The organism is Actinoalloteichus fjordicus, from assembly GCF_001941625.1.
In the GTDB taxonomy this organism is placed as follows: Bacteria; Actinomycetota; Actinomycetes; order Mycobacteriales; family Pseudonocardiaceae; genus Actinoalloteichus_A; species Actinoalloteichus_A fjordicus.
The window spans coordinates 5,304,674-5,324,994 of the sequence record NZ_CP016076.1 but is presented as its reverse complement, the minus strand read 5'-3'; the positions used below and the strand labels follow the sequence as shown (position 1 = coordinate 5,324,994).

The following is a 20,321-nucleotide window of genomic DNA, read 5'->3' as shown; positions in this document are numbered from 1 at the left end:
TGCCGCCTGCGCGGACTCGCCGCGCGTGCGGCGACCGCGTCGGGCGGGCGGGGCGCCGAGGGGACGGGCCGGGGCGTGCCGCCGGGCGGGTGCACGGTCGTCAGGAGGCAGCAGGCAGCCCGGTGTCCGACACTCGCCACGTGACTCTCACACCGTGTGAGGCCGTATCCCTGAGGTCGTCATGTTCACCATCGGAGACTTCGCCAGGCTCGGCCGCGTGTCGGTGCGGATGCTGCGGCACTACGACGCGATCGGGCTGCTTCGCCCGGCCCGCGTCGACGAGTGGAGCGGCTACCGCTATTACGACGCCGCTCAGCTCGCCAGGCTCAACCGCCTCATCGCACTGAAAGACCTGGGCTTCACGCTGGCACAGGTGGCCGCGATCCTCGACGAGAAGATCGACGTGACCGAGTTGCAGGGCATGCTGCGGCTGCGTCGCGCCGAGCTGGCGGCGGCGGTGGCGGCGGATCGGGCGCGGCTGGCCAGAGTCGAGGCGAGGCTCTTCGTGATCGAGAAGGAGGGACTCATGTCCGTCGACGAGGTACTGGTGAAGCACGTCCCCGCCGTCCGGGTGGCCGAGTTGAGCGCGGTGGCGGAGAGCTACGCCGCGCAGGACATCGGCCCGGTCATCGCGCCGATGTTCGACGAGCTCCACCGCAGGCTCGTCGAGGAGGGCCTGCACCCGATCGGGCCGGGCATCGCCTACTACGAGCCGCTCGGCGAAGGGGTGCGGGTGCACGCAACCTGCCCGGTCGCGGCGGCGGAACCGCGGCCTGCCGCTCCCGGCGCGCTCGCGGTGGTGGACCTGCCCGCAGTCGAGGCCGCGACCATCGTGCATCGCGGCTCGATGACGGAGGCCGACGCCGTGGTCCAGGAGATCGCCCGCTGGATCGAGGCGTCGGGACGGGTCGGCACCGGGTACGCCCGCGAGGTCTACCTGGAGACCTCGGCGGACGAGTCCGCCTGGGTCACCGAGTTCCAGGAGCCGTTGCTGGCCGAGGGCTGACGCCGGGCCGGACGCTACGCCTGCGCTCGACGACGGCAGGCGACCTGCCGTAGTGCGGCGCGATCACATCCGCCAGGGGACCCGTTTCGTCTGAGCGGGTCCCCTGCGCGTGTTCCGGCCGGCTCCGCCGGGAAGACATGACCCGTTTCACCGAGGACGCGACCAGCTCGGTCGAACCTGTCAGGTCGGGTGTCGGGTGGCACCGGCGAGCGGCAGGGCGGCGAGGGAGCCGCCGTGCGGCGCAGATCGAGTGCAACCTCGTTCTCCTGCGGACTCGTCGGAGCCCCTCCTTGTTTATAACCCCTAGTGGGGTTATAACTGGGGTCATAGTCTTCGAGAAGTGACGAGGGTGATCGTGATGCCGAAGATCAATATCTATCTGCCGGACGAGCTGGCCGAGGGGGTCCGGGAGTCCGGCATCCCCGTGTCGGCGATCTGCCAGCGGGCGTTGGAGACGTCGGTGCGGCGGGTGAACGCGATTCGCGGGACCGTGCTGGACAACCTGGACGGGGACGATCCGACGGCTCGGCTGTCCCGGTTCACCGATCGTGCTCGCACGGTGATCTCGCTGGCGATCACGCGGGCCCGCGAGCAGCGCGCCGCGACCGTCGGCACCGAGCACCTGCTCGGCGGAATGCTCGCCGAGGGCGGCAACCTGGCGCTGCCGGTGCTGCGGGTCATGGAGATCGAGCCCGATCGGATCGGGCGGGAGTTGGAGCGGGTCTCGGCGACGGTCGGCGACGGTGCCGAGCGGCCCGCCGCGCTGCGGTTCAGCGGTTCCGCCGCCAACGCCCTGGAACTGACGGTCACCGAGGCCATCGCGCTGGGACACGACTACGTCGGCTGTGAGCACCTGCTGCTCGGCCTGGTCGCCGAGTCCGACGGCGCGGCGGGGGAGGTCCTCCGGGGGCTGGGCGTCGATCTGCGGTCGACCCGCCGGGCGGTCACCGCCGCACTCACCGGGTATGTCCATCTGCGTGCCCAGACCGCAGCGAACGCGCAGGCGGCCCCGGCCTCGGCGGACGTCGGCGCCATGCTGGCCACGGCGGTCCGCCATGAGCTCCGGCCGATCCTCGACCGGCTCGACCGCCTCGAACAGCGGGCCGACGTTCCGGCGACGGAGGATTGATGTCTACTTCGGACAGGAGTGGACGCCGTCCAAGCTTGGTTCGATCGACTCGGACCGTTGCCACGCCCGGATGATTCGGCCGCCTGAAGTCGCCTCGGTCCGCCTTGACGCAAAATGCGGCGAGGCGCGGTTGGCGGCTGGATCGACGTCGTCGAAGACACGCTGGACTGCCGGAAGGCCGTCCCCGGTCCGTCTCGGCGCCCTGCGGCCGCGTGTCCTTCGACGCCGGGGCGGTCAGCCCGCCGCCGGGAGCTGCGGCACGTCGTCGCCGAGGACGGCGCGGAGGCGGTCCCGATCGGCCTTGCGCAGCCCGGCGACGACCCGCTGGTAGGAGTGCACGGTCATCTCCACCAGCTCGTCGTCGGGGACCGTGCCGTCCAAGAGGATCGTGTTCCAATGGCGCTTGTCCGTGTGGTAGCCGGGCGTCACGCTCGGGAACTGCGCGCGCAGCTCCACGGCGAGGCTCGGTTCGCACTTCAGGGTAATCCGGGACGGCTCCTCGGCGGGCCCGTCGGCCAGGATCGCGAACGACTTCTCGGCGACCTTGTAGACCAGTGCGCCGGGGCCGTAGGGCTGCGTCTCGGTCGACTCCGGGAACCACAGCGCGATGTCGATGAACTCCTGCGGTGTCATGTGCGGCGGCCCTTCGGCGACGGTCGATCGTGGACGGCGTCCTCGGTGCGGAGAGTACGGCGAGAACGCACGGCGTCGCCGGCGCCCTTGACGGCGCGACGGGCCGACCCTCACTCGCCGCCGCGATTGTGGATGATGAAGTCGTCGAAGCGGTGGACGCCGGGACGCCCGTCGATCTCGGCGACCGCGCGACGCAGGTCCCCCAGCTGATCGACGGTCATCGCCAACGGCGGCTCGGCAGGCTGGTGGGTGGTGCCGCGCGGATAGTCGACCCCCGGCGTGGTGGTCATCTCGATGTGACAGCCGAGGATGCCGCTCACCGAGCGTCGGGCGCAGAACTCCGTGAGCCGGTCGACGGTGGCCGCGAAGGCAGGCCAGTCCTCGACGTACAGCCTGCCGGGATAGAAGGTGTCCCCGGTGAACAACAGCCCGGTGTCGCGATCGTGGAACACGACGGCGGCTGCCTGATGGCCCGGTCCGGGGATCACGTCGATCAGTCGGTCGCCCAGGTCGAACTCGCCAGTGACGGCGGGCCAGTCCCGGAGCCCGAAGAAGCCGACGACGTCGGCCAGTTCCCGACCCACGATCGTGGTGTTCGGGCGGTCGACGAACTGCGGGTCGCCCGCCACATGATCGCCGTGGCCGTGGGTGTGCGCGACCACGAGGGCGTAGTCGGGGCGATGTCGGATCCGATCCGCCAGCAGGGAGTCGACCACCCGTCGCAGGGGGAAGTGCTCTGCCGCCTCGGTCGCCCCGGTGTCGAGGAGCAGGGCCCGGTCCGCCCCGAGGAGCAGGAACAGGAACGGGGCCTCGAAGTGCACCGACATGTTCTGCCGCAGGATGACGGTGCGCTCGTCGTAAGCGTGCACCTGGATCTCCGGAGCCGGATCGTGCTTGGGCGACGGCCAGCCCGCATGCCAACCGACGTCGAGGTCTCCGCTGGTCGACGCGGGCTTCGTGACACGGCTCATCCGCGCACGGTATCCCGCAGGCGCCCGGTTGCGGCACCGGACGGCGGCTCGGTCGGGCGGGACGACGGTCGAACCACCGGCAGGTCCGGCCCCGTGGCCGTCCCGGCCCGCCGTGGACCCTCTCCACGGCCGATAATCGCTGGTGCGGGCGATGGGCGGTATGACAGCCTCAGCCGCGTGGTCGATCACCAGTTCGCCGATGCCGGTCTCGCCGCGCTCTACGACCGGCAGTACACCTGGGAGCGCCGCGGCGACTTCGGCTTCTACCTGCCGTTGGTGCTGGCCGCCGATGCGGTGCTCGACGTCGGCTGCGGAACCGGCACCCTGCTGCACCGGGCGCGCGACGAGGGCCACACCGGGCGGCTCTGCGGCCTCGACCCCGCCGCCGGGATGCTGGCCCAGGCCCGCACTCGCGAGGACGTGGAGTGGATCGAGGGCGACCTCGGCTCGACGTCGTGGGATGGCGAGTTCGACCTCGTCGTCATGTCCGGCCACGCCTTCCAGGTGTTCGTCACCGACGAGGAGCTGCGCAGCTCGCTCGCCGCGATCCGCGCGGCGCTGACCGAGGGCGGCCGGTTCGCCTTCGAGACGCGCAATCCGTCCGCCCGCGCCTGGGAACGGTGGACCGACGAGTACGTCCGGGAGATCACCGGCCCGACCGGCGCGACGATCCGGACCTGGAACCAGGTGGACACCCCCGTCGACGGCCGGACGGTCAGCTTCACCACCACCTTCGTTTCCTCCGACCGTGCGGAGCCCGAGACGAGCCGGAGCACGCTGCGCTTCCTGGACGTCGAGGAGCTGGCGAGCTTCCTGACCGAGGCGGGGCTGGTCGTCGAGGAGCAGTTCGGCGACTGGGACCGCAGCCCGGTCACCGAGCAGAGCATCGAGATCATCACCTTCGCCCGCCGGGCGGGCTGAGGCGAGGCGGCGCCACCGGCACCGGGTCTTGCGGGCCTCGGGCGCCTCGCCGGTCTCGGCGCCCGTCGAAGGTCAGGCGGAGCGGTCGTGTCGCTCGGACCAGAACGCGGGCCGCGATCGGGACCGCAGCGTCGGATCGACCTTGGCCAGCACGGTGTCTCGGGTGATGACCACCGTGGACACGTCGGCTCGGCTCGGCACCTCGTACATCGGGTCGAGCAGGACCTCCTCCAGGATCGCCCTGGCCGCGCGGGCGCCGGTGCCGCGCAGCAGCGCCTGCTCGGCGACCGCGTGCACGGCGTCCTCGGTGAACTCCAGTGTCACGCCGTCGATGGCGAAGAGGCGTCGGTACTGCTTGATCAGCGCGTTGCGCGGCACGGTGAGCACGCGGGCCAGCGCGGCGGTGTCCAGCGGCTCGAGCAGCGACACCACCGGAATCCGGCCGATGAACTCGGGGATCAGCCCGAAGTGCTGGAGATCGGCGGGCAGCACCTCGAGAGGGGCCCTCGCCTGCCGGGGGCGGATGTCGACGCCGAAGCCGAGGCCGCCGCCGGACCGCGACTCGACGATCCGGTCCAGCCCGGTGAAGGCCCCGCCCAGGATGAACAGCACGTTGCTCGTGTCGAGTGCGACACGCTCGTCACCCGGCCGCCCGCGTCCGCCGTGGAGGGGGACCTCCGCGATCCGGCCCGCCAGCAGGCTCAACAAGGCCTGCTGGACCCCCTCGCCGGACACGTCCCGCGTGGTTGACGGATGCGCACTCCGCCGGGCGATCTTGTCGATCTCGTCGAGGTAGACGATGCCGCTCTCCGCCCGCTCGACGTCGTGATCGGCGGCCCGGATCAACGCGGCCAGCATGGTCTCCACGTCCTCGCCGACGTAGCCCGCCTCGGTGAGGGCGGTGGCATCGGCCATGGCGAACGGCACGTCGAGCGCGCGGGCGAGCGTCTGGGCGAGATGAGTCTTGCCGCAGCCGGTGGGGCCGATCAGCAGGACGTTCGACTTGCCGAGTTCGACGGTGTCCTTCTCGGCGGCATGACGTCCGACGGAGGCCGTCCTCGTGTCGATCCGCTTGTAGTGGTTGTAGACCGCGATCGAGAGGACCCGCTTGGCCTGGTCCTGCCCGACCACGTACTGATCGAGCAGCGCGTGGATCTCGTGCGGCCTCGGGCGGGGCGGCCGCGCACCCGCGGGCCTGCCGTCGGGCTCGACGGGTCCGGCGCCGTCGGGGGCGGACTCCGCGTCGTCGGCGACCAGCTCGGTGCACTGCGCGACACACCCGTCGCAGATCGCCACGCCGAGGGGTCCCGCGATGAGCCGCCGAACCTGTCGGCGGCCCTTTCCGCAGAACGAGCAGGTCGGCTCCTCGCTGATCTCAGGCACTCGGGCGCGTCTCCTCGGCTGGGCGGGTCGGGTGGGGTCGTGGGTGGTCGGGGCCGGTCCGGGGTGGACGTCGGCGCTACCGGCGCCGCCCGGGTACGACGTTGCGGGATCTGCGCGACCTCGGCCGTGTTCCGCGCCCCGCTTCGGTTCCCGGCTGTCGTGATCGACCCGACAGCGGAGTGCCGGGGCGGGCGTCCGTCGGGCACGACCGTCGACCGGCGGGCAGCACGCCCGCCGCGCCTCGGCGGCTAGAGAGGCTAGAGAGGCCGGCCCCTGCCCTCCTGTCGCGCGGGGGCCTGCACGGCGATCTGCGGTGTCGTCGCCGGTCGCCAGCACTCCGTCCTGGCTCCTGCCGGTCGTCGTGCAGCTCGTCCACGCCGTTCCCGCTCACGACGGAGCGGGATCGGCGACAGGCGCCCCGAGCGTCACGGGCAGGGCGGCCAGTCGCCAGTTGCCGGGATCGGGCACGCGCTGCGGGGTGCCTGCCGACGCCAGGTCGGGGAATCGCCGCAGCAGCGCGCCGAGCGCGACCTCGGTCTGCACGCGGGCGATCGACGCCCCGAGGCAGAAGTGCGGACCGTGCAGGAAGCCGAGGTGTCCCGCCGCGCCCGGCGTCCGCTGGAGGTTGAGCCGGTCGGGGTCGGCGTACACCCGAGGATCGCCGTTGACGGCCGCCAGCGCCGCCGTCACCCGGTCCCCCCTGCTGATCAGCGTGCCGTGGATCTCGACGTCCTCCCGTGCCTGCCGGGGGATCGCCAGCAGCTGCGGGCCGCACCAGCGCGTCAGCTCCTCGACGGCGCCGGGCAGCAGTGCGTCGTCGGCGCGGAGCGCGGCGAGCTGCTGCGGGTGGTCGAGCAGGGCCGCCACGGAGTTCGCCACCAGGTGCGTCGGGGTCTGGCCCGCGAGCACGACATTCCAGATCAGGGTGACCAGCTCGACGTCGTCCAGTCGGTCGCCGTCCTCGGACTGGGCACGGAGGAGATCGGAGACCAGGTCGTCGGCGGGCTCGGCGCGTCGCACCGCGACCGCCGCCGTCGCGCCCTCGACGATGCCGGGGATCGCCTCGGCCAGCCCGGCACCGTGACCGGCGGCGATGATCGCGCCGTACTCCCGCCACCGGGGCCGGTCCGACTCCGGGATGCCGACCAGCTCGCAGATCACGTCCATCGGCAGCGGCCGGGTGAAGTGCCGTTGCAGGTCCACGGTGCCGTCCGCGACGTGGTCCGGCAGCTCGTCGAGCAGACGGTGGACGATGCGCTCGATCCTCGGCCGGAATCGCGCCGCGCGCCGCGCGGTGAACGCGGGTGCCACCAGCCTGCGGAGTCGGTGGTGTTCCGGTCCCTCCAGCTCCTGCATGGTCCGCAGGTAGGGCAGGTATTCCTCGGCGACGGCCGGTCGATGGGCGAAACTGCCCGCATTGAGCTCGAATCGCGGGTCGCTCAGCATCGCCCTGGCGCCGTCGTGTCGCAGCAGGGCCCACATCGTGCCGAGTCCGGGGATCAGCAGTCGAGCCAGTGGTGATCGCTCGCGCGCCGCCCCGTACCGGGACCAGGGGTCCCGCATCAACTCCGGATCGGACAGGTCGATCTCGGGGATGCGGTCCTGGGCACTGACGGCTGCCATGCGCGCTCCAATTTCAGATGCTTCAATCAGATGTTCTCATCATATACATGCCGTCGGTATCTTGAACCGACGGGCGAACGACGGATCGTCGGGACGAGGAGCACGATGGCCAGGCTCAACCGGGCGGAGATGCAGGAGCGCAACCGGGCCAGAGTGCTGGCGGCGGCGCGCGAGGAGTTCGCCGATCGCGGGTTCCGCGACGCGAAGGTCGACGCCATCGCCGAGCGGGCCGAGCTCACCCGAGGCGCCGTCTACTCCAATTTCCCCGGCAAACGGGCCCTGTACTTCGCCGTCCTGGCCGAGATCGCCGGGCAGCAGCCCGCACCGTCCTATCAGGAGCCCGGCCGCACGCCCCGCGAGGCGCTCGGCGCCCTGGCCCGCGCCTGGGTCGCCCGACTTCCGCTCGCCGACACCGAGGAGCCCCACGGCTCGGCACGGCTCGGCATGGAGCTGTTCTCCGAGATCCTCGTGGAGCGGCGGACCAGGCAGCCCTTCGCGCAGCTCATGCAGCTGGACGCGCTCCTGCTGGGGCTGGCGCTGGAGAACCTGACCCGCAAGGATGTCGCCGCGCGACGACCGGCGCTGCGGGGTGCGCGACCGGGCAGGCTGGTGCGGGTGGCGGAGACGGTGCTGACGACCCTGCACGGCGCGAGCCAACTCGCCGCCGCCGCTCCCGGCTTCCTCGAACCGTTCAACGTCGTCAAGGCCTGTGAGCAGGCGGTGGATCTCGATCTCGACGACGGCTGGACGGTCCCGCCGTTCCTCACTCAGGCCGAGCCGGTCGACGCCTCGTGGTCCCCTCCTGCGTCGATCGACCTGGTCCGGGACGTTCCCGCCGAGTTCGGCGACGGGGTGGTGGCCGTGCTCGGGCTGCATCGCCTCGCCGCCGCCGAGGACGCCGTGCGTGCCGTGCCTGCCGGTACGCGCGTCACCGCCGTGCTGGTCACCGGGGAGACGGGCGAGTTGGCGCCGTTGGCCAGGCTGGTGCTCGCGGACCTGGCGGGCTGCCTTCGGCAGGCCTTCCCCGAGTCCGCGTGGCCCCGGCTCCAGGTGGTACTGGACGAGTCGGGCGCCCTGGCCTCGGCCGCCGGAGTGCCTGCGGTCAGCGACGGGACCGAGATCGCCGTCCGGATCGAGTCCGGCCGGATCGTCGCCCGGGCCGACGGCCGAGGCGCCTGCCACGTCGTCGCCGCGCCCGACGACTCGCGGCACGGCGGGCCGGGTGTCGAGAGTGGTCCGCCGTCCTGGCTGTGACGCTCTCCGTCGTCGTGATGACCGAGGGCGTGAGGCAGGCTGGGTCTGGTCGGGGTGGCGCTGTCAGCGGGGCCGGAGGCCGCGACCGTCGATGCTGGCCTCGGTCGCAGCGGATGACCTTGCCGCTTGCGATGACGTGCCTCCTGCGGGCTCGCCCCCGACGGGGTTTCGCATGACGGAATCCCCGCGCGAACTCCGCCCTGCGGTAGCCACGGCGGCCTGCCCGCATCTCGGCAGCGCACGCAACGGGGCCGCCACCCGCCCTCAGCCTCGGAGGAGGCCGAGCCCGGGAGTCACCTCGTAGGCCGGACCCCATCGGCAGGCACGGACGATGTCGAGCCCGGCCGACGGCGCTCACCGAGCCTGGAAGTGCTCCACCAGCCGCGAGTAGCTGTCGTCCGCGTGACCCGCGTCGAGCGCCCGGCCGACCAGGTCCAACGTGTACTCCGGCAGTTCGTGGTCGATGCCGCGTGCCCGGCTCTCCCGGACCAGGTCCTCGATCGACGGCAGGTGGTGCCGCAGCGCACCGTACGGCGTGGCGTACTCGCCCCGGTCTACCTCGGCGGCGATCGACGGCAGGGTGGCGAGCAGCGCGGACACGGAGGGTGCCGCCTGCTCGAGGAATCGGGTGACCTCGATGCCCTCGTTCGACAGCAGCGCCGCCGCGTGCAGGAATCCGTTGAGCGTGCCCCACATGGTGCCGTGCACGGCCATCCCGTACAGGGTCGGCACTCCGGCGTCGGCCGAGACCAGCGTTCCTCGACCGGCCAACAGCGCCAGCTCCGACCGATGCCGCTCGTAGACGGCCGCCGAGCCGCCGTAGAAGATCACCGACTCGGCCCGGCCGATGCCGGGTGCGATCGTCAGGATCTGTCCGTGCAGGTACTCCGCACCCTGCTCCGCAGCCCAGCCGGCGACCGCCCTGGCCTCGGCCGAGGTGCCGTCGGTCAGGTTCACCACCGCCCGACCCACCAGATCCGCACCCGCCGATTCCAGGATCTCGCGTGCGGTCGCGTTGCCCTTCACGTTGACGATCACCAGCGGAGCGGCCGCGACGGCCTCCCGAGGTGTCGCGGCCTGCCGTGCTCCCCGCTCGACGAGCGCCCGGGCCTTGGCCGCCGTGCGGTTCCACACCGTGGTCGGGTGCCCACCGCGCACGAACGCCTCGGCGAGCGCCGTGCCCATCTCGCCGAGACCGAGCACGGTCACGGACGAGAATGGGCCGGGCTGGTCAGCAGTAGTCGTCATGAATGGCGTGCCTCTCTGCTCCGCCGCCTACGGCTGTCGCCGCAGCGGCGTGGTGTGTCCGATGCGCAGAATCTAGAAGCAGAACCAAGGTTGAGGTCAAGGCTCGATCCTGGGCCTGCGCTCTGCCGAGCCACCCGGCGACTTCCGCGTCGCCGCGCTGGGCGGCAGGGCCGATCGCGGCGAGACTCGGTGCGGGGCGGCTCGCGTCGCCAGAGCCGGGCTCCGGTCGGGGCAGGCGTGAACATCGACAGCCGCAGGCGCGCGCAGCGCCGGCGGCCCGCCTCGGGGTATCGACGATCCGTCCCTCGGCCCGGTCTGCCCTTCGACTGCGGGCCGGGCGGGGCGAGCGTCGGCCGGGGCGCGACGACTGGCGGACCAACCGGATCAGACGACCTCGAAGTTGGCCATCATCATCATGTCCTCGTGCTCGAGGTTGTGACAGTGCAGGACGTACCTGCCTCGGTAGCCGTCGAACCGGATGAGCAGTTCGGCCTGCCCGCCGTTGTCGAGATTGACGGTGTCCTTCCACCCCTGGTTGTAGGGGCCCGCGTCGTCCTTCCCGCCGGTGTTGAGGACCTGGAACGGCGCGAGGTGAATGTGGAAGGGATGTTCGACGTTCAACGCGCGGATGGTCCATCGCTCGACGGTGCTCAGCCTCGGCCGCGCCGCGATGGCGTCCGTGCTGAACGGCTCGCCGTTCACCGTCCACAAGGTCATGCCGTGTGCCTCGGCGCCGCCCCTGGCGAAGACGAACTGTCGCTCCGTGACCACGTCCTCTTCGGACAGACGTTCCAGCTCCACGAGCTGATCCGGGATGGCGCTGTCGTCCGATTCCCGCCGCGTCACGACGAAGCGCATCACCAGGTCCGTGCCGTCGCGGCCGTGATCGTTGACCATGGTGATCTCGTCGCCGACGTCGTGCCCGGAGAAGTCGATGATCACGTCGAACCGCTCGGCCTGGGCGATGTCGATCGCCTCGTGTGCCGTCGGTTCGGCCAGCAGCCCCAGGTCGCTGCCGATCTGCACGAAGGGTCCGCCGCCTTCCAATCGCAGTCGGTACCGGCGGGCATTGGATGCGTTGAGGATGCGGAACCGGTATCTCGTGTCGGACACCGCCAGCACCGGCCACGGCGCGCCGTTGACCAGGATGCAGTCCCCGAGCACACCGCTCATGTATTCGGCGGTGACTCCCGGCGTTCCGTTGAGGCTGGGATCGACCGAGGGATACTGGAACGCCCCGTCCGAGGCGAAGGAGCGATCGGCGATCATCAGGGGCACCTCCCGCTCGCCGCGCGGCAGGGGCAGCGCCTCCTCCTCGTCGTCGCGGATCAGATGAAAGCCCGCCAGACCCCGATAGACCTGCGGGCCGGTGAAGTCCATCCGATGGTCGTGGTACCACAGGGTCGCGGCGGGCTGGTCCAGCTCGTAGACGTAGTCCCGGCTGCCGACGACGCTCGCCCCGGCGTGCTGCTGGTGCGCTGAGTGATCTCCCCCCATCGGGAGGATCAGGTCGGTGGGGTAGCCGTCGTGCTCCGGCGCGGTCCGGCCGCCGTGCAGGTGGACCACCACCGGCACCGTTAGCTCGTTGCGATGAGTCACCACGGTGCGCCGCCCGCGACGAGAGACGATGGTGGGGCCGGGGAAGAGACCGTTGTAGCCCCAGATCTCCGTCGACAGTCCTGGCAGGATCTCCATCCGCTCCGCGCGCTGCACGATCTCGTAGTGGTCGGTGCCGTCCTCGCCGCGCACCGGCTCCAACACCGGCAGGATCGGCAGCGGGACCTGGAAGGGCTCGGGCAGCGGCGCCTCGCTGCGGAGCAGGGTTCCCGCGCTGTTCTCGCTGCTGTTGTTGCCGCCGCGGACGAACAGGCCGTTGCCGCTGCACCCGCCGAGCGCGGTCGGCAGCACCAGGGCCGCGACGGCGGCGCCGCCGGTGGTCAGGAAGGCTCTTCTCGACGGCATCAGCAGGGAACTCCAGTCTCGTGCGGGGTGCAGGCCTGCCTACGGGCCTCGGCGGTGACCGACGGCGCAGGCTCGTGACATGTCGGGACGCGGAGTCTGCCTCGGCGGCTCGGGCGGCTCACCCGGCCCGCCTGACGCGTTGCAGGGCGGCGGCGAGTACACCGCACACCGCACCCCAGACGATGTCGGTGAGCAGGATTCCGAGCAGCGCGACGGGCGCGGCGACCGCGCCGCTGAACGGATCTCCGGCCACCACCATCGAGACGAGGGCATAGATCAGGCCTGCGAGGACGAGCGTGAGCACCGGTCGAGCAACCCCGGTGAGCCCGACGAGCAGAATCCACGCGATCGAGATCCCGGCGAACAGCAGGATCGGCGTCGCGGGCCTTCCGAACAGGTCCATCAGGCCGACCAGGCCGAACAGCGGCCTGATGAGCGCGATGGCGGCGAGACCGATGATCAGCGGCCAGTTGAGGGCGCGAGTCCGGGGCAAGCCTGCCTGCGACGCCGGTGAGTTCGACATGCCGGGAACGCTATGGCGGCCGGGCGGTCCGTCGCGTCGGTCCAGAATCGTCATCTCGCCGAGCGTCCCCGTACGTCGGGAGGCGACTCCGGATGTCGCCTCCCGGCTACTCCCGTCCGCGACGGCGGACGTGTCACGATGACTGCCGTCTCCGCCGAGGCGCTCGGCGGAGACGGGCGAACGGGGTGGAATGCGGCGAGCTGAGAGCGAGGAGAGCGACGAGGTCCCGGCGTGGGTCCTGCTCGTCCTCACCGCCGTCGGGCAGGCCGTCGTGCTCTCGCTCCTCGTCGCGATCGGCACGCCGGGCGGGGCTGCGGACGCCGGGGCGTACCTGTTCGCCTGCGGTCTCGGCGCGGTACTGCTCGCCCGTCGCCACGCGCCGGTCGCGGTGCTGCTGACGACGCTGGCGGCGATCTTCGGTTACTACATCCTGGACTACCCGCCGATCGGCATGGCCGTGCCCGCCGTCGCCGCGCTCTACTTCGCGGCCGAGAGCGGGCAGTTGCGCTGGGCGATCGGCGCGGGCCTCGTCCTGCTCGGCGTGTCCGGGTTCTTCCGAATCGCTCCCGAGAACGAGCCCGCGCAGGTCCTCGCCTACGACCTGCTCACCAACGCAGCGCTCGTCGGCTGCTCGATCGCCTTGGCCGTCACCGTCCGCAGCCGCAGACAGCTTCGGGAACAGCAGCGGCGGATCGTCCACCTCGAACGCGAACACGCCAGGGATCAGGCCGAACAGCGCATGCAGGAGGAGCGGCTCCGAGTCGCGCGCGATCTGCACGACACGGTCGGCCATGCACTGACGGTCGTGTCCGTCCACGCCAACGTCGCCCGCGAGGCGATCGGCGTGGACGAGGACGCCGCGATGCGGTCGCTCGGCAACGTCACCGACGCGACGTCGCGATCCCTGCGCGAGCTGCGCTCGACGGTCGCCATGCTCCGCGCGCCGGGAGCCCACGAGGACGATGCCCGCGCGCCGCTGAGGCTCGCGGGCATCGAGGACATCCTGGACAGCGCGCGTCAGGCAGGCCTCGAGGTGACGGCCGAGCTGATCGCCGAGCCCCCGCGGGTGCCCGCCACCGTCGCCGCCACAGTCCATCGCATCGTGCAGGAGGCCGTGACCAACGTGATCAGACATGCCGACGCGACCGGTGTCATCGTCCTGACCAGGATCGAGGACGACACACTCCGCCTGCGCGTTCAGGACGACGGCAGGCGGGGGACGCGGTTCGGCGGCGACGGCGGGGAGCAGCCGTCGGGTCGAGGCATCGCCGGGATGCGGGAGCGGGCCGCGCTGTTGGGCGGCACGGTGACCGTGCGGCCGCAGGCAGAGGGCCTCCTCGTCGAGGCGACGTTTCCACTGGCCGGACCGCCGCCTGCCCGACCGCCGCTCGGGAGGCCGTCGTGATTCGCGTCGTCATCGCCGAGGACGAGCCGCTGCTGCGCTCGGGTCTGCGTGCGCTGGTCGAGCGAGACGGCGACATCACGGTGGTGGCCGAGGCGGCGGACGGCGTGGTTGCCGTGCCACTCGTCCGCGAGCATCGGCCCGACGTCGTGCTGATGGATGTCAGGATGCCTCGTCTCGACGGCATCGAGGCGACCCGGCTGATCGTCGACGACGCGACGCTCGACGACGTCAGGGTGCTCATCCTCACCACCTTCGACGAGGACGAGAACGTGTTCGCCGCGATCAGGGCGGGTGCCGCCGGATACCTGCTCAAGGACATCGGACCGGCGGAGCTGCGCCACGCGGTGCGCGGCGTCGCGGCAGGGGAGTCCCTGCTGTCGCCGTCGATCACCGCGAAGGTCATGCGCGCCGCGGCCGTCGGCAGGCGGCGGGGCCGCCCAGAACTCGTCGCGAGCCTGTCGGCTCGGGAGCGTGAGGTCCTCGCGAGGATCGGACGCGGGCTGAACAATCAGGAGATCGCGGAGGTCTTGTTCATCAGCCCGGCCACCGCCCGCACGTACGTCAGCAGGCTGATCACCAAACTCGATGCCCGCGACCGGGCGCAGCTCGTCGTGCTCGCCTACGAGAGCGGTCTGGTGGACCTCTGAGGACGCCCCAGCGGGCCCCGCAAGGCTGCGGCCCCCGTCGGGAATCGCTCGGCTACGTCGGCGCGAAGGAGGATCGGGACGCCGGTGAGCGGATGCGGCGATCGGCGGGAACGGGGTCCGGTCGCCGTGGCGGTGGGCGGGCCCGCCGCGTGCCGGGCGGCGGCAGGCGCAGGTTGTACTCGGGTCGCGCGGCCGGAATCTCGGCGAATTCGCTGCGGGCCTGCCGGACACGCGTGCAGCGGGATCACTGCGTTCCGCCAGGCGAGGTCGGCCCGGCCTCGTGACCGGGGGGCGGGACGGCGCGCGATCCGGCCACCGAATCCGCTCCGGGGCCCGGCGCCTCGACGGGTGCAGGGCTGAACACACCGATCCCGCCACCGAATCCACCCCGCAGGACCGAAACAGGCATCGCAGGCGAGCATCCGACCCGAGACGGTCCGCACCGTCGAGGCCGCCCGGCTACTCCGCCATCCGGTGCAGGATGAAGACGCCGTTGACCAGCGGCCGGTCCCGGCGCTGGTAATCGGTCTCGATGTACTCGTGGAGGACTGCGTGGATGCGGGCGTCCAGCTCGTCGACCTCTTCCGGGGACAGGTGCAGCGCGAATCGCTCGTAGGCTCGGAGCGATTCGGGGCCCGCCTCCCGCAGCTCCTCCTGGAAGGCCTCGATCGGGGCGCCGACGGCGTCCGTGCCGCTGAGCGGACCCTCCAGCCACCAGACCGCGCCGTCGTAGGTGTACGGCTTCTCCAGGGCGCCGCTGGTGCCGGTGCGGACGGGCGCCGGTGTCAGCAGGCCTGCGGCGACGAGCTGACGGACGTGATACAGCACCGTGCCGGGATCGCGATCGAGCCGGTCGGCGAGCTCCTTGTTCGTCAGCTCGCGGTGCCCGCACAGCCGCAGGATGCGCAGTCGCAGCGGGTGCGACAGCGCCTTGACCTCCTCGGGGGTCGCCTTGCGCCGTCTCCGGTCCGCATTGGGCGCTCCGGGTTCGTCCGTGGCCCGACTTCTCGGTCGGCGGCGGTCGTCGTCGTGATCGCCCATGCCGGGCAGGGTAGTCGGCGCGAATCGATGGAGTTTACTCAATCGATTTGTGATACTCCATCGGTGACCGATGCCGTGACACCCGAGGCCCCCGACACCCCCGCTGGCCGTGACCCCGTTGCCGGGCCCGACCCGGCCGGAGGGCGCTCGCTCGGCCGGAGCTACTGGCAGCTGTGGACCTCCTCGGGGCTCTCCAATCTCGCCGACGGGGTCCTCAAGGTCGTCCTGCCGCTCATCGCCGTCCGCTACACCCAGTCGCCCGCGTTGATCGCGGGCCTGGCTATCGCGCTGACCCTGCCCTGGCTGCTGTTCGCCTTACCGGCGGGCGCGCTGGTCGACCGGCTAGACCGTCGCCGGGCCATGCTCGTCGCGAACCTGGTCCGCGCGGGGCTGCTCGGGGTGCTCTCGATCTGCGTCGGACTCGACATCGCGTCGATCTGGCTGCTCTACGTCGTCGCGTTCGGCGTCGGCATCACCGAGACGATCTATGACACCTCGGCGCAGTCGATCCTGCCCAGCGTCGTGGCGCGCGATCAGCTCTCCCGGGCCAACGGGCGGCTGTACGCCGCCGAGCTGACCACCAACCAGTTCATCGGCCCGCCGCTGGGCGGTCTGCTCATGGCGGCGGGCGCGGTGATCGCCGTCGTCACCCCTGCCGCGGCCTGGCTCGTCGCGGTAGGCGCTCTGCTGCTGGTGCGTGGTTCGTTCCGTCCCGTTCGGGAGCGGCGCTCCACGATGCGGGCCGACATCGCGGAGGGCCTGCGCTTCCTGTGGGGCAATCGGATTCTTCGCACGCTGGCCTCCATGACCGGGGTCTTCAACCTCGCCACGAGCGCGACCGGCGCCGTGTTCGTCCTCTACGCGGTCGGCCCCGGCTCTCCCATGGGGCTTTCCGAACCGATCTTCGGCTTGCTGTTGACCTCCACGGCGGTCGGCAGCCTGCTCGGATCGTTCATCGCCGAGCGCGTGGAACGGCGGCTCGGACGTGCCCGCTCGCTGGCCTTGTCCGTCATCGGCGGGACCGTGCTCGTCGGCATCCCCGCCGTCACCACGCATCCTGTCCTGATCGGGGCGGGCTTCGCGCTCGGCGGAGCCACGACCGTCATCTGGAACGTCATCGTCGTGTCGCTGCGGCAGCGGATCACCCCGGACCGGCTCCTCGGCCGGATGAACAGCGCCTATCGGCTCCTCGCCTGGGGGACGATGCCGGTCGGCGCGGTGCTCGGCGGGGTGCTCGCGGAGGTCTTCGGGCTGCGCACGGTGTTCGCGGTGATGGCACTGGTGCTGTTCACTCTGCTCGTCGGCATGCGGATCTTGACCGATCGGGCCATCGACGCCGCCGAACAGGCGGGCGCGCCGACGTGATGCCGGGCGGCGGCCCGGCCTGCCCGCCGCCCGCTGTTCCAGCGAAAGGCGGGCCGATTCGGCGTGCCGGAGTCGTGCGCACTCCTCGCCTTGGCCTACGCGCTCTGGTCGACGGGACGGAATCGGATGTCGTGCCTGCCCTCCTCGGCTGCGGCGAAGCGCAGCAGCCGCGCGCCCTCCTCGGTCAGCGCCGTCTCCTCCGCGCTTGTCACCGGGGCGAAGAGCCGAACGTCCAGCGTCGCGAGCCCGCCCTCGCGTCGGATGCTCCACACGCCCCGGACGAAGCCGTCCACGGTCACGGCCGCCTCGACGATGACATGTCGACGTCGATCGTCGGTCATCATCCGCGACCGGTCGGTGTGGGCGAGGACCACGTTGTCCAGGGCGGCGAGGAAGCGGACGGGGGCGGGCACGTCAGGGTCGGGGCGCGGTGCCTCGGGCAGGTCGAACAGCTCCCGGCCCGCCTCGTCGCGGAAGACGCGCAGCCGTGGGCGGAGGTCGTCGACCGGTTCGCGGAGTCGGGTCAGTCCGCTCCACGCCTGGACGTCCTTGACGGTGGCCGGGCCGAAGGCCGCCAGATAGCGCTGGATCAGGCGGGCAGGCTCGGGAGCGTCGGCCAGGCTGCGGCCGAGCCAGTGTTCGGCGAGGACGAACGGCGTCGCGCCGCGCCGCCGCCAGGTGCCGTCGGGCGGCGGGTGGATCACCGGCAACAGCCCCTGCACGGAGCGGGCCAGCCCGACCGGGTCGCGGCCCGGCCACTTCTCGGCCAATGCCCGACCCAACACGGGCCTGGTCACGACGTCGTGCCCGAGAAACACTCGTGCTGTGGCGGCCAGCTCGGCGAGATCGAGACCGGCGGTCGCCCGGCCGAAGGCACCCCGCTGCCAGCGCGCCAGCATCGGCTGCAACAGCGGGCGAAGCCACCGGTAGTCCTCGGCGGTCACCAGATGCTGGGTACCCCGGAACAGCGTCGCGCGGACCACGGTGCGCTCGTCGAGCAGCCGCGTCAGGTGGTCGAGCTCGAATGCGGTGAGTCGAGACCACAGACCGAGGTAGGGCGGATCGGGGTCCTGGGCCTGGAGGCCGACGAGGTGTTCGATCACCTCGGGCGCCGAGGCCGAGGTCCGCGCCAGCAGGAACTGTCGCGCCGACGTCGCCCGGTTGAGGGCGCGGCGGGTCAGGAGCGTCATGAAGTCCCCTCGACGGCGGGCGGGTGGCGGTCCGCGAGCGGCGGGTGAACGACGCCGCGCGCCGCCGCGATCCGGGCTCGCGAACCGATGTCGGCGTCGACGCGGTCAGCCGCCGAACGCCTCGGCGTTCTCCCGAACCCACTGCGCGAAGGTCCGCGCAGGCCTGCCGGTGACCTGCTCGACGGTGGGCAGCACGGTGCGGCCCGCCGCAGGCGTCTCAGTCCGCATGGCCAGGAAGAACTCGACGTCGGAGTCCGAGTATCCGCTCTGCCGCCACTCGGCGACGACCTCCTCCCGGCTCAGCTCGACATAGCGCACCTCGCGGCGGAGGACCTCGCCGATGATGCGCACCTTGTCGGGCGGCGTCAGCACCTCGGGCCCGGTCAGCCAGTGCTCCTGCGCGGAATGGGCGTCGTCGTCGCTGGTCAGCACCGTCGCGGCGACGGCGGCGATGTCCGCCTCGTGGATCATCGCGCTCTGGGACTCGGCGAAGCCCTCCCGGACGACGCCTGCGCGGCGCACCGACTCGGCCCATTCCAGGGCGTTGGACATGAACTCGACCGGAGCCAGGTAGGTCCAGGTCAGGCCGCTCGCCTCGACGGCCGCCTCGAACGGTCCCGTCGTGATGTCACCGCGAAGCACGGTCACTCGGCGGACGCCCGCCTGCTCCGCGAGGGCGACGATCTCCGGCCCGGTGGTGAGCGGGGAGAAGTCCGCGCCGTCGAAGCTGATCAGGTGCGCGGCGTCGACGCCGTCGAACACTCCGTCGAGTCCTGCGACGTCGGCGAGGTTGCCTGCCACCGCCTCGGCGCCTGCGGGCAGGTCCGCCTTGCGGGGGTCTCGGGTGAGGGCGCGGACGCGATGGCCTGCGGCCAGGAGCTGTTCGACGAGGGGACGCCCGACAGTGCCGGTGGCGCCTGCGACGAGAATGGTGCGGGAGGCTGCTTCGGTCATGGCGCAGACGGTAGGAGCCTTCGCGGTCAGCCTTCGTCCTCGATTGTTGCCAGACTGGCCGAATGTTGGCCACCTCGGCTCGGCTGCTGCGGCTGCTCGGCCTGCTGCAGACGCATCGGGACTTCTCCGGCGCCGATCTCTCGGCGCGCCTCGGGGTGAGCCCCAGGACGGTGCGACGCGATGTCGACAAGCTCCGGGGCCTGGGATATCCCGTCAACGCCGTCGGCGGGGTCGGCGGTGGCTACCAGATGGCCGCAGGCGCCTCGCTGCCGCCGCTGCTGCTCGACGACGACGAGGCGGTGGCGATCGCCGTGGGACTGCGGATGGCCTCGGTCGGGGCGATCACCGGCATCGCGGAGACCTCCGTCCAGGCGTTGACCAAGCTCGACAAGATGCTGCCGTCGCGACTGCGTTATCAGGTCAGCACGCTCAGCGCGGCGCTGGTGACGATGCCCTTGCTCGGCCCCACCGTCGACCCGGCCACGCTGACCGCGATCGCCGCTGCGGTGCGCGACCGGCAGCGGCTGCGGTTCGACTATGTCTCTCACCAGGGGACGACCACCCTGCGCGACGTGGAGCCCTACCGGCTGGTCCACAACGGACAGCGCTGGTACCTCTTCGCCTGGGACACCCGGCCTGCGGACTGGCGGACGTTCCGCGTCGACAGGTCCACGCTGCGCATCCCGACCGGCCCCCGATTCGTGCCGAGGGCACTGCCGCCCGGCGACCTCGCCGACCACGTCGCGCTGGGCACGACCACCGCCGTCCGGTACTACCAGGCGGTCCTCACCATGCACGGCTCCGCCCAGGACGTCGCCGACGAGGTGCCGCCCACCCTCGGCCTCGTCGAGCCGATCGACGAGGAGACCTGCACGCTGCGCATCGGCTCGGACAGCCTCGATCAGCTCGCGGTGTGGGTGGCCGCCTTCGGCTTCGAGTTCGAGGTCCGCGAACCACCCGAGCTGGTCGAGCACCTCCGCACCCTGACCGCCCGGCTGAGTCGGGCGGCCTGGCCGACGGGGCGTGAGGGGTGACGTGTGGGTCGATCGGGCCGGTCGATCGGGCG

At 71.7% G+C, this 20,321-nt stretch carries 18 protein-coding genes; 8 read left to right on the top strand and 10 right to left on the bottom strand.

Going from position 1 to position 20,321, the window contains the following annotated elements; all coding sequences use genetic code 11:
• Positions 1 to 181 precede the first annotated feature (181 nt).
• Together UA74_RS22535 and UA74_RS22530 are read left to right on the top strand one after the other, a co-directional pair.
• Positions 182 to 1,006: a MerR family transcriptional regulator gene (locus UA74_RS22535; protein WP_075765401.1), complete on the top strand. Its 825-nt coding sequence runs from the start codon at positions 182 to 184 to the stop codon at positions 1,004 to 1,006.
• Positions 1,007 to 1,346: 340 nt separating this feature from the next.
• A complete protein-coding gene (locus tag UA74_RS22530; protein ID WP_232237372.1) occupies positions 1,347 to 2,135 on the top strand; it encodes a Clp protease N-terminal domain-containing protein in 789 nt (262 codons plus the stop codon).
• Positions 2,136 to 2,369: 234 nt separating this feature from the next.
• On the opposite strand, the gene UA74_RS22525 is transcribed toward UA74_RS22530, so the two are convergent.
• Together UA74_RS22525 and UA74_RS22520 are read right to left on the bottom strand one after the other, a co-directional pair.
• A complete protein-coding gene (locus UA74_RS22525) occupies positions 2,370 to 2,768 on the bottom strand; it encodes an MmcQ/YjbR family DNA-binding protein (RefSeq protein WP_075742037.1) in 399 nt (132 codons plus the stop codon).
• Positions 2,769 to 2,878: 110 nt separating this feature from the next.
• Positions 2,879 to 3,739, bottom strand: a complete 861-nt coding sequence (locus UA74_RS22520; RefSeq protein WP_075765399.1) for an MBL fold metallo-hydrolase — start codon at positions 3,737 to 3,739, stop codon at positions 2,879 to 2,881.
• 177 nt (positions 3,740 to 3,916) lie between these two features.
• On the opposite strand from UA74_RS22520, the gene UA74_RS22515 reads away from it, so the two are divergent.
• A complete protein-coding gene (locus UA74_RS22515; RefSeq protein WP_075765397.1) occupies positions 3,917 to 4,660 on the top strand; it encodes a class I SAM-dependent DNA methyltransferase in 744 nt (247 codons plus the stop codon).
• A 72-nt stretch (positions 4,661 to 4,732) separates the two neighbouring features.
• On the opposite strand, the gene clpX is transcribed toward UA74_RS22515, so the two are convergent.
• Both clpX and UA74_RS22505 read right to left on the bottom strand, forming a co-directional pair.
• Positions 4,733 to 6,043: an ATP-dependent Clp protease ATP-binding subunit ClpX gene (clpX, locus tag UA74_RS22510; protein ID WP_075765395.1), complete on the bottom strand. Its 1,311-nt coding sequence runs from the start codon at positions 6,041 to 6,043 to the stop codon at positions 4,733 to 4,735.
• A 387-nt stretch (positions 6,044 to 6,430) separates the two neighbouring features.
• Positions 6,431 to 7,666, bottom strand: coding sequence for a cytochrome P450 (locus UA74_RS22505; RefSeq protein WP_075742033.1), 1,236 nt, complete (start codon positions 7,664 to 7,666; stop codon positions 6,431 to 6,433).
• Positions 7,667 to 7,771: 105 nt separating this feature from the next.
• Between UA74_RS22505 and UA74_RS22500 the strand changes: the two genes are divergently transcribed.
• Positions 7,772 to 8,920 (top strand): TetR/AcrR family transcriptional regulator, encoded by a 1,149-nt coding sequence (locus UA74_RS22500; RefSeq protein WP_075742032.1) that lies wholly within the window; start codon positions 7,772 to 7,774, stop codon positions 8,918 to 8,920.
• 354 nt (positions 8,921 to 9,274) lie between these two features.
• On the opposite strand, the gene UA74_RS22495 is transcribed toward UA74_RS22500, so the two are convergent.
• The 3 genes from UA74_RS22495 to UA74_RS22485 all read right to left on the bottom strand — a co-directional run bounded on the left by UA74_RS22495 (position 9,275) and on the right by UA74_RS22485 (position 12,653).
• Complete coding sequence (locus tag UA74_RS22495; RefSeq protein WP_198042822.1) at positions 9,275 to 10,129, bottom strand: NAD(P)-dependent oxidoreductase; 855 nt, start codon at positions 10,127 to 10,129, stop codon at positions 9,275 to 9,277.
• A gap of 423 nt (positions 10,130 to 10,552) precedes the next feature.
• Positions 10,553 to 12,130 carry a multicopper oxidase family protein gene (locus tag UA74_RS22490; protein ID WP_075765393.1) on the bottom strand — a complete coding sequence of 526 codons (1,578 nt, stop codon included), beginning with the start codon at positions 12,128 to 12,130 and terminating at the stop codon, positions 10,553 to 10,555.
• Positions 12,131 to 12,248: 118 nt separating this feature from the next.
• Positions 12,249 to 12,653, bottom strand: a complete 405-nt coding sequence (locus UA74_RS22485) for a hypothetical protein (RefSeq protein ID WP_075742029.1) — start codon at positions 12,651 to 12,653, stop codon at positions 12,249 to 12,251.
• Positions 12,654 to 12,843: 190 nt separating this feature from the next.
• Between UA74_RS22485 and UA74_RS22480 the strand changes: the two genes are divergently transcribed.
• Both UA74_RS22480 and UA74_RS22475 read left to right on the top strand, forming a co-directional pair.
• Positions 12,844 to 14,058, top strand: a complete 1,215-nt coding sequence (locus UA74_RS22480; protein ID WP_075742028.1) for a sensor histidine kinase — start codon at positions 12,844 to 12,846, stop codon at positions 14,056 to 14,058.
• On the top strand, positions 14,055 to 14,705 hold the full coding sequence (locus tag UA74_RS22475) for a response regulator (RefSeq protein ID WP_075765391.1): 651 nt from the start codon (positions 14,055 to 14,057) through the stop codon (positions 14,703 to 14,705). Before UA74_RS22480 ends, UA74_RS22475 begins: the two co-directional genes overlap by 4 nt.
• 459 nt (positions 14,706 to 15,164) lie before the next feature.
• On the opposite strand, the gene UA74_RS22470 is transcribed toward UA74_RS22475, so the two are convergent.
• Positions 15,165 to 15,746, bottom strand: a complete 582-nt coding sequence (locus UA74_RS22470; protein WP_075765389.1) for an ArsR/SmtB family transcription factor — start codon at positions 15,744 to 15,746, stop codon at positions 15,165 to 15,167.
• A 63-nt stretch (positions 15,747 to 15,809) separates the two neighbouring features.
• Between UA74_RS22470 and UA74_RS22465 the strand changes: the two genes are divergently transcribed.
• Entirely contained in the window at positions 15,810 to 17,111 is a 1,302-nt protein-coding gene (locus UA74_RS22465; protein WP_318533265.1) for an MFS transporter, read from the top strand.
• 95 nt (positions 17,112 to 17,206) lie between these two features.
• On the opposite strand, the gene UA74_RS22460 is transcribed toward UA74_RS22465, so the two are convergent.
• Together UA74_RS22460 and UA74_RS22455 are read right to left on the bottom strand one after the other, a co-directional pair.
• Positions 17,207 to 18,301 (bottom strand): winged helix DNA-binding domain-containing protein, encoded by a 1,095-nt coding sequence (locus UA74_RS22460; RefSeq protein WP_075765387.1) that lies wholly within the window; start codon positions 18,299 to 18,301, stop codon positions 17,207 to 17,209.
• Positions 18,302 to 18,406: 105 nt separating this feature from the next.
• Positions 18,407 to 19,255: an NAD(P)H-binding protein gene (locus tag UA74_RS22455; RefSeq protein WP_075765385.1), complete on the bottom strand. Its 849-nt coding sequence runs from the start codon at positions 19,253 to 19,255 to the stop codon at positions 18,407 to 18,409.
• Between the two features lie 62 nt (positions 19,256 to 19,317).
• Between UA74_RS22455 and UA74_RS22450 the strand changes: the two genes are divergently transcribed.
• Entirely contained in the window at positions 19,318 to 20,289 is a 972-nt protein-coding gene (locus UA74_RS22450; RefSeq protein WP_075742017.1) for a helix-turn-helix transcriptional regulator, read from the top strand.
• The last annotated feature ends 32 nt before the right edge of the window (positions 20,290 to 20,321 follow it).

Excerpts from the sequence above, each read along its gene's own strand:
- UA74_RS22535 (WP_075765401.1), top strand. The coding sequence starts at position 182 with ATGTTCACCATCGGAGACTTCGCCAGGCTCGGCCGCGTGTCGGTGCGG.
- UA74_RS22525 (WP_075742037.1), bottom strand. The coding sequence starts at position 2,768 with ATGACACCGCAGGAGTTCATCGACATCGCGCTGTGGTTCCCGGAGTCG.
- UA74_RS22520 (WP_075765399.1), bottom strand. The coding sequence starts at position 3,739 with ATGAGCCGTGTCACGAAGCCCGCGTCGACCAGCGGAGACCTCGACGTC.
- UA74_RS22505 (WP_075742033.1), bottom strand. The coding sequence starts at position 7,666 with ATGGCAGCCGTCAGTGCCCAGGACCGCATCCCCGAGATCGACCTGTCC.
- UA74_RS22500 (WP_075742032.1), top strand. The coding sequence starts at position 7,772 with ATGGCCAGGCTCAACCGGGCGGAGATGCAGGAGCGCAACCGGGCCAGA.
- UA74_RS22490 (WP_075765393.1), bottom strand. The coding sequence starts at position 12,130 with ATGCCGTCGAGAAGAGCCTTCCTGACCACCGGCGGCGCCGCCGTCGCG.
- UA74_RS22485 (WP_075742029.1), bottom strand. The coding sequence starts at position 12,653 with ATGTCGAACTCACCGGCGTCGCAGGCAGGCTTGCCCCGGACTCGCGCC.
- UA74_RS22480 (WP_075742028.1), top strand. The coding sequence starts at position 12,844 with ATGCGGCGAGCTGAGAGCGAGGAGAGCGACGAGGTCCCGGCGTGGGTC.
- UA74_RS22470 (WP_075765389.1), bottom strand. The coding sequence starts at position 15,746 with ATGGGCGATCACGACGACGACCGCCGCCGACCGAGAAGTCGGGCCACG.
- UA74_RS22460 (WP_075765387.1), bottom strand. The coding sequence starts at position 18,301 with ATGACGCTCCTGACCCGCCGCGCCCTCAACCGGGCGACGTCGGCGCGA.
- UA74_RS22455 (WP_075765385.1), bottom strand. The coding sequence starts at position 19,255 with ATGACCGAAGCAGCCTCCCGCACCATTCTCGTCGCAGGCGCCACCGGC.
- UA74_RS22450 (WP_075742017.1), top strand. The coding sequence starts at position 19,318 with ATGTTGGCCACCTCGGCTCGGCTGCTGCGGCTGCTCGGCCTGCTGCAG.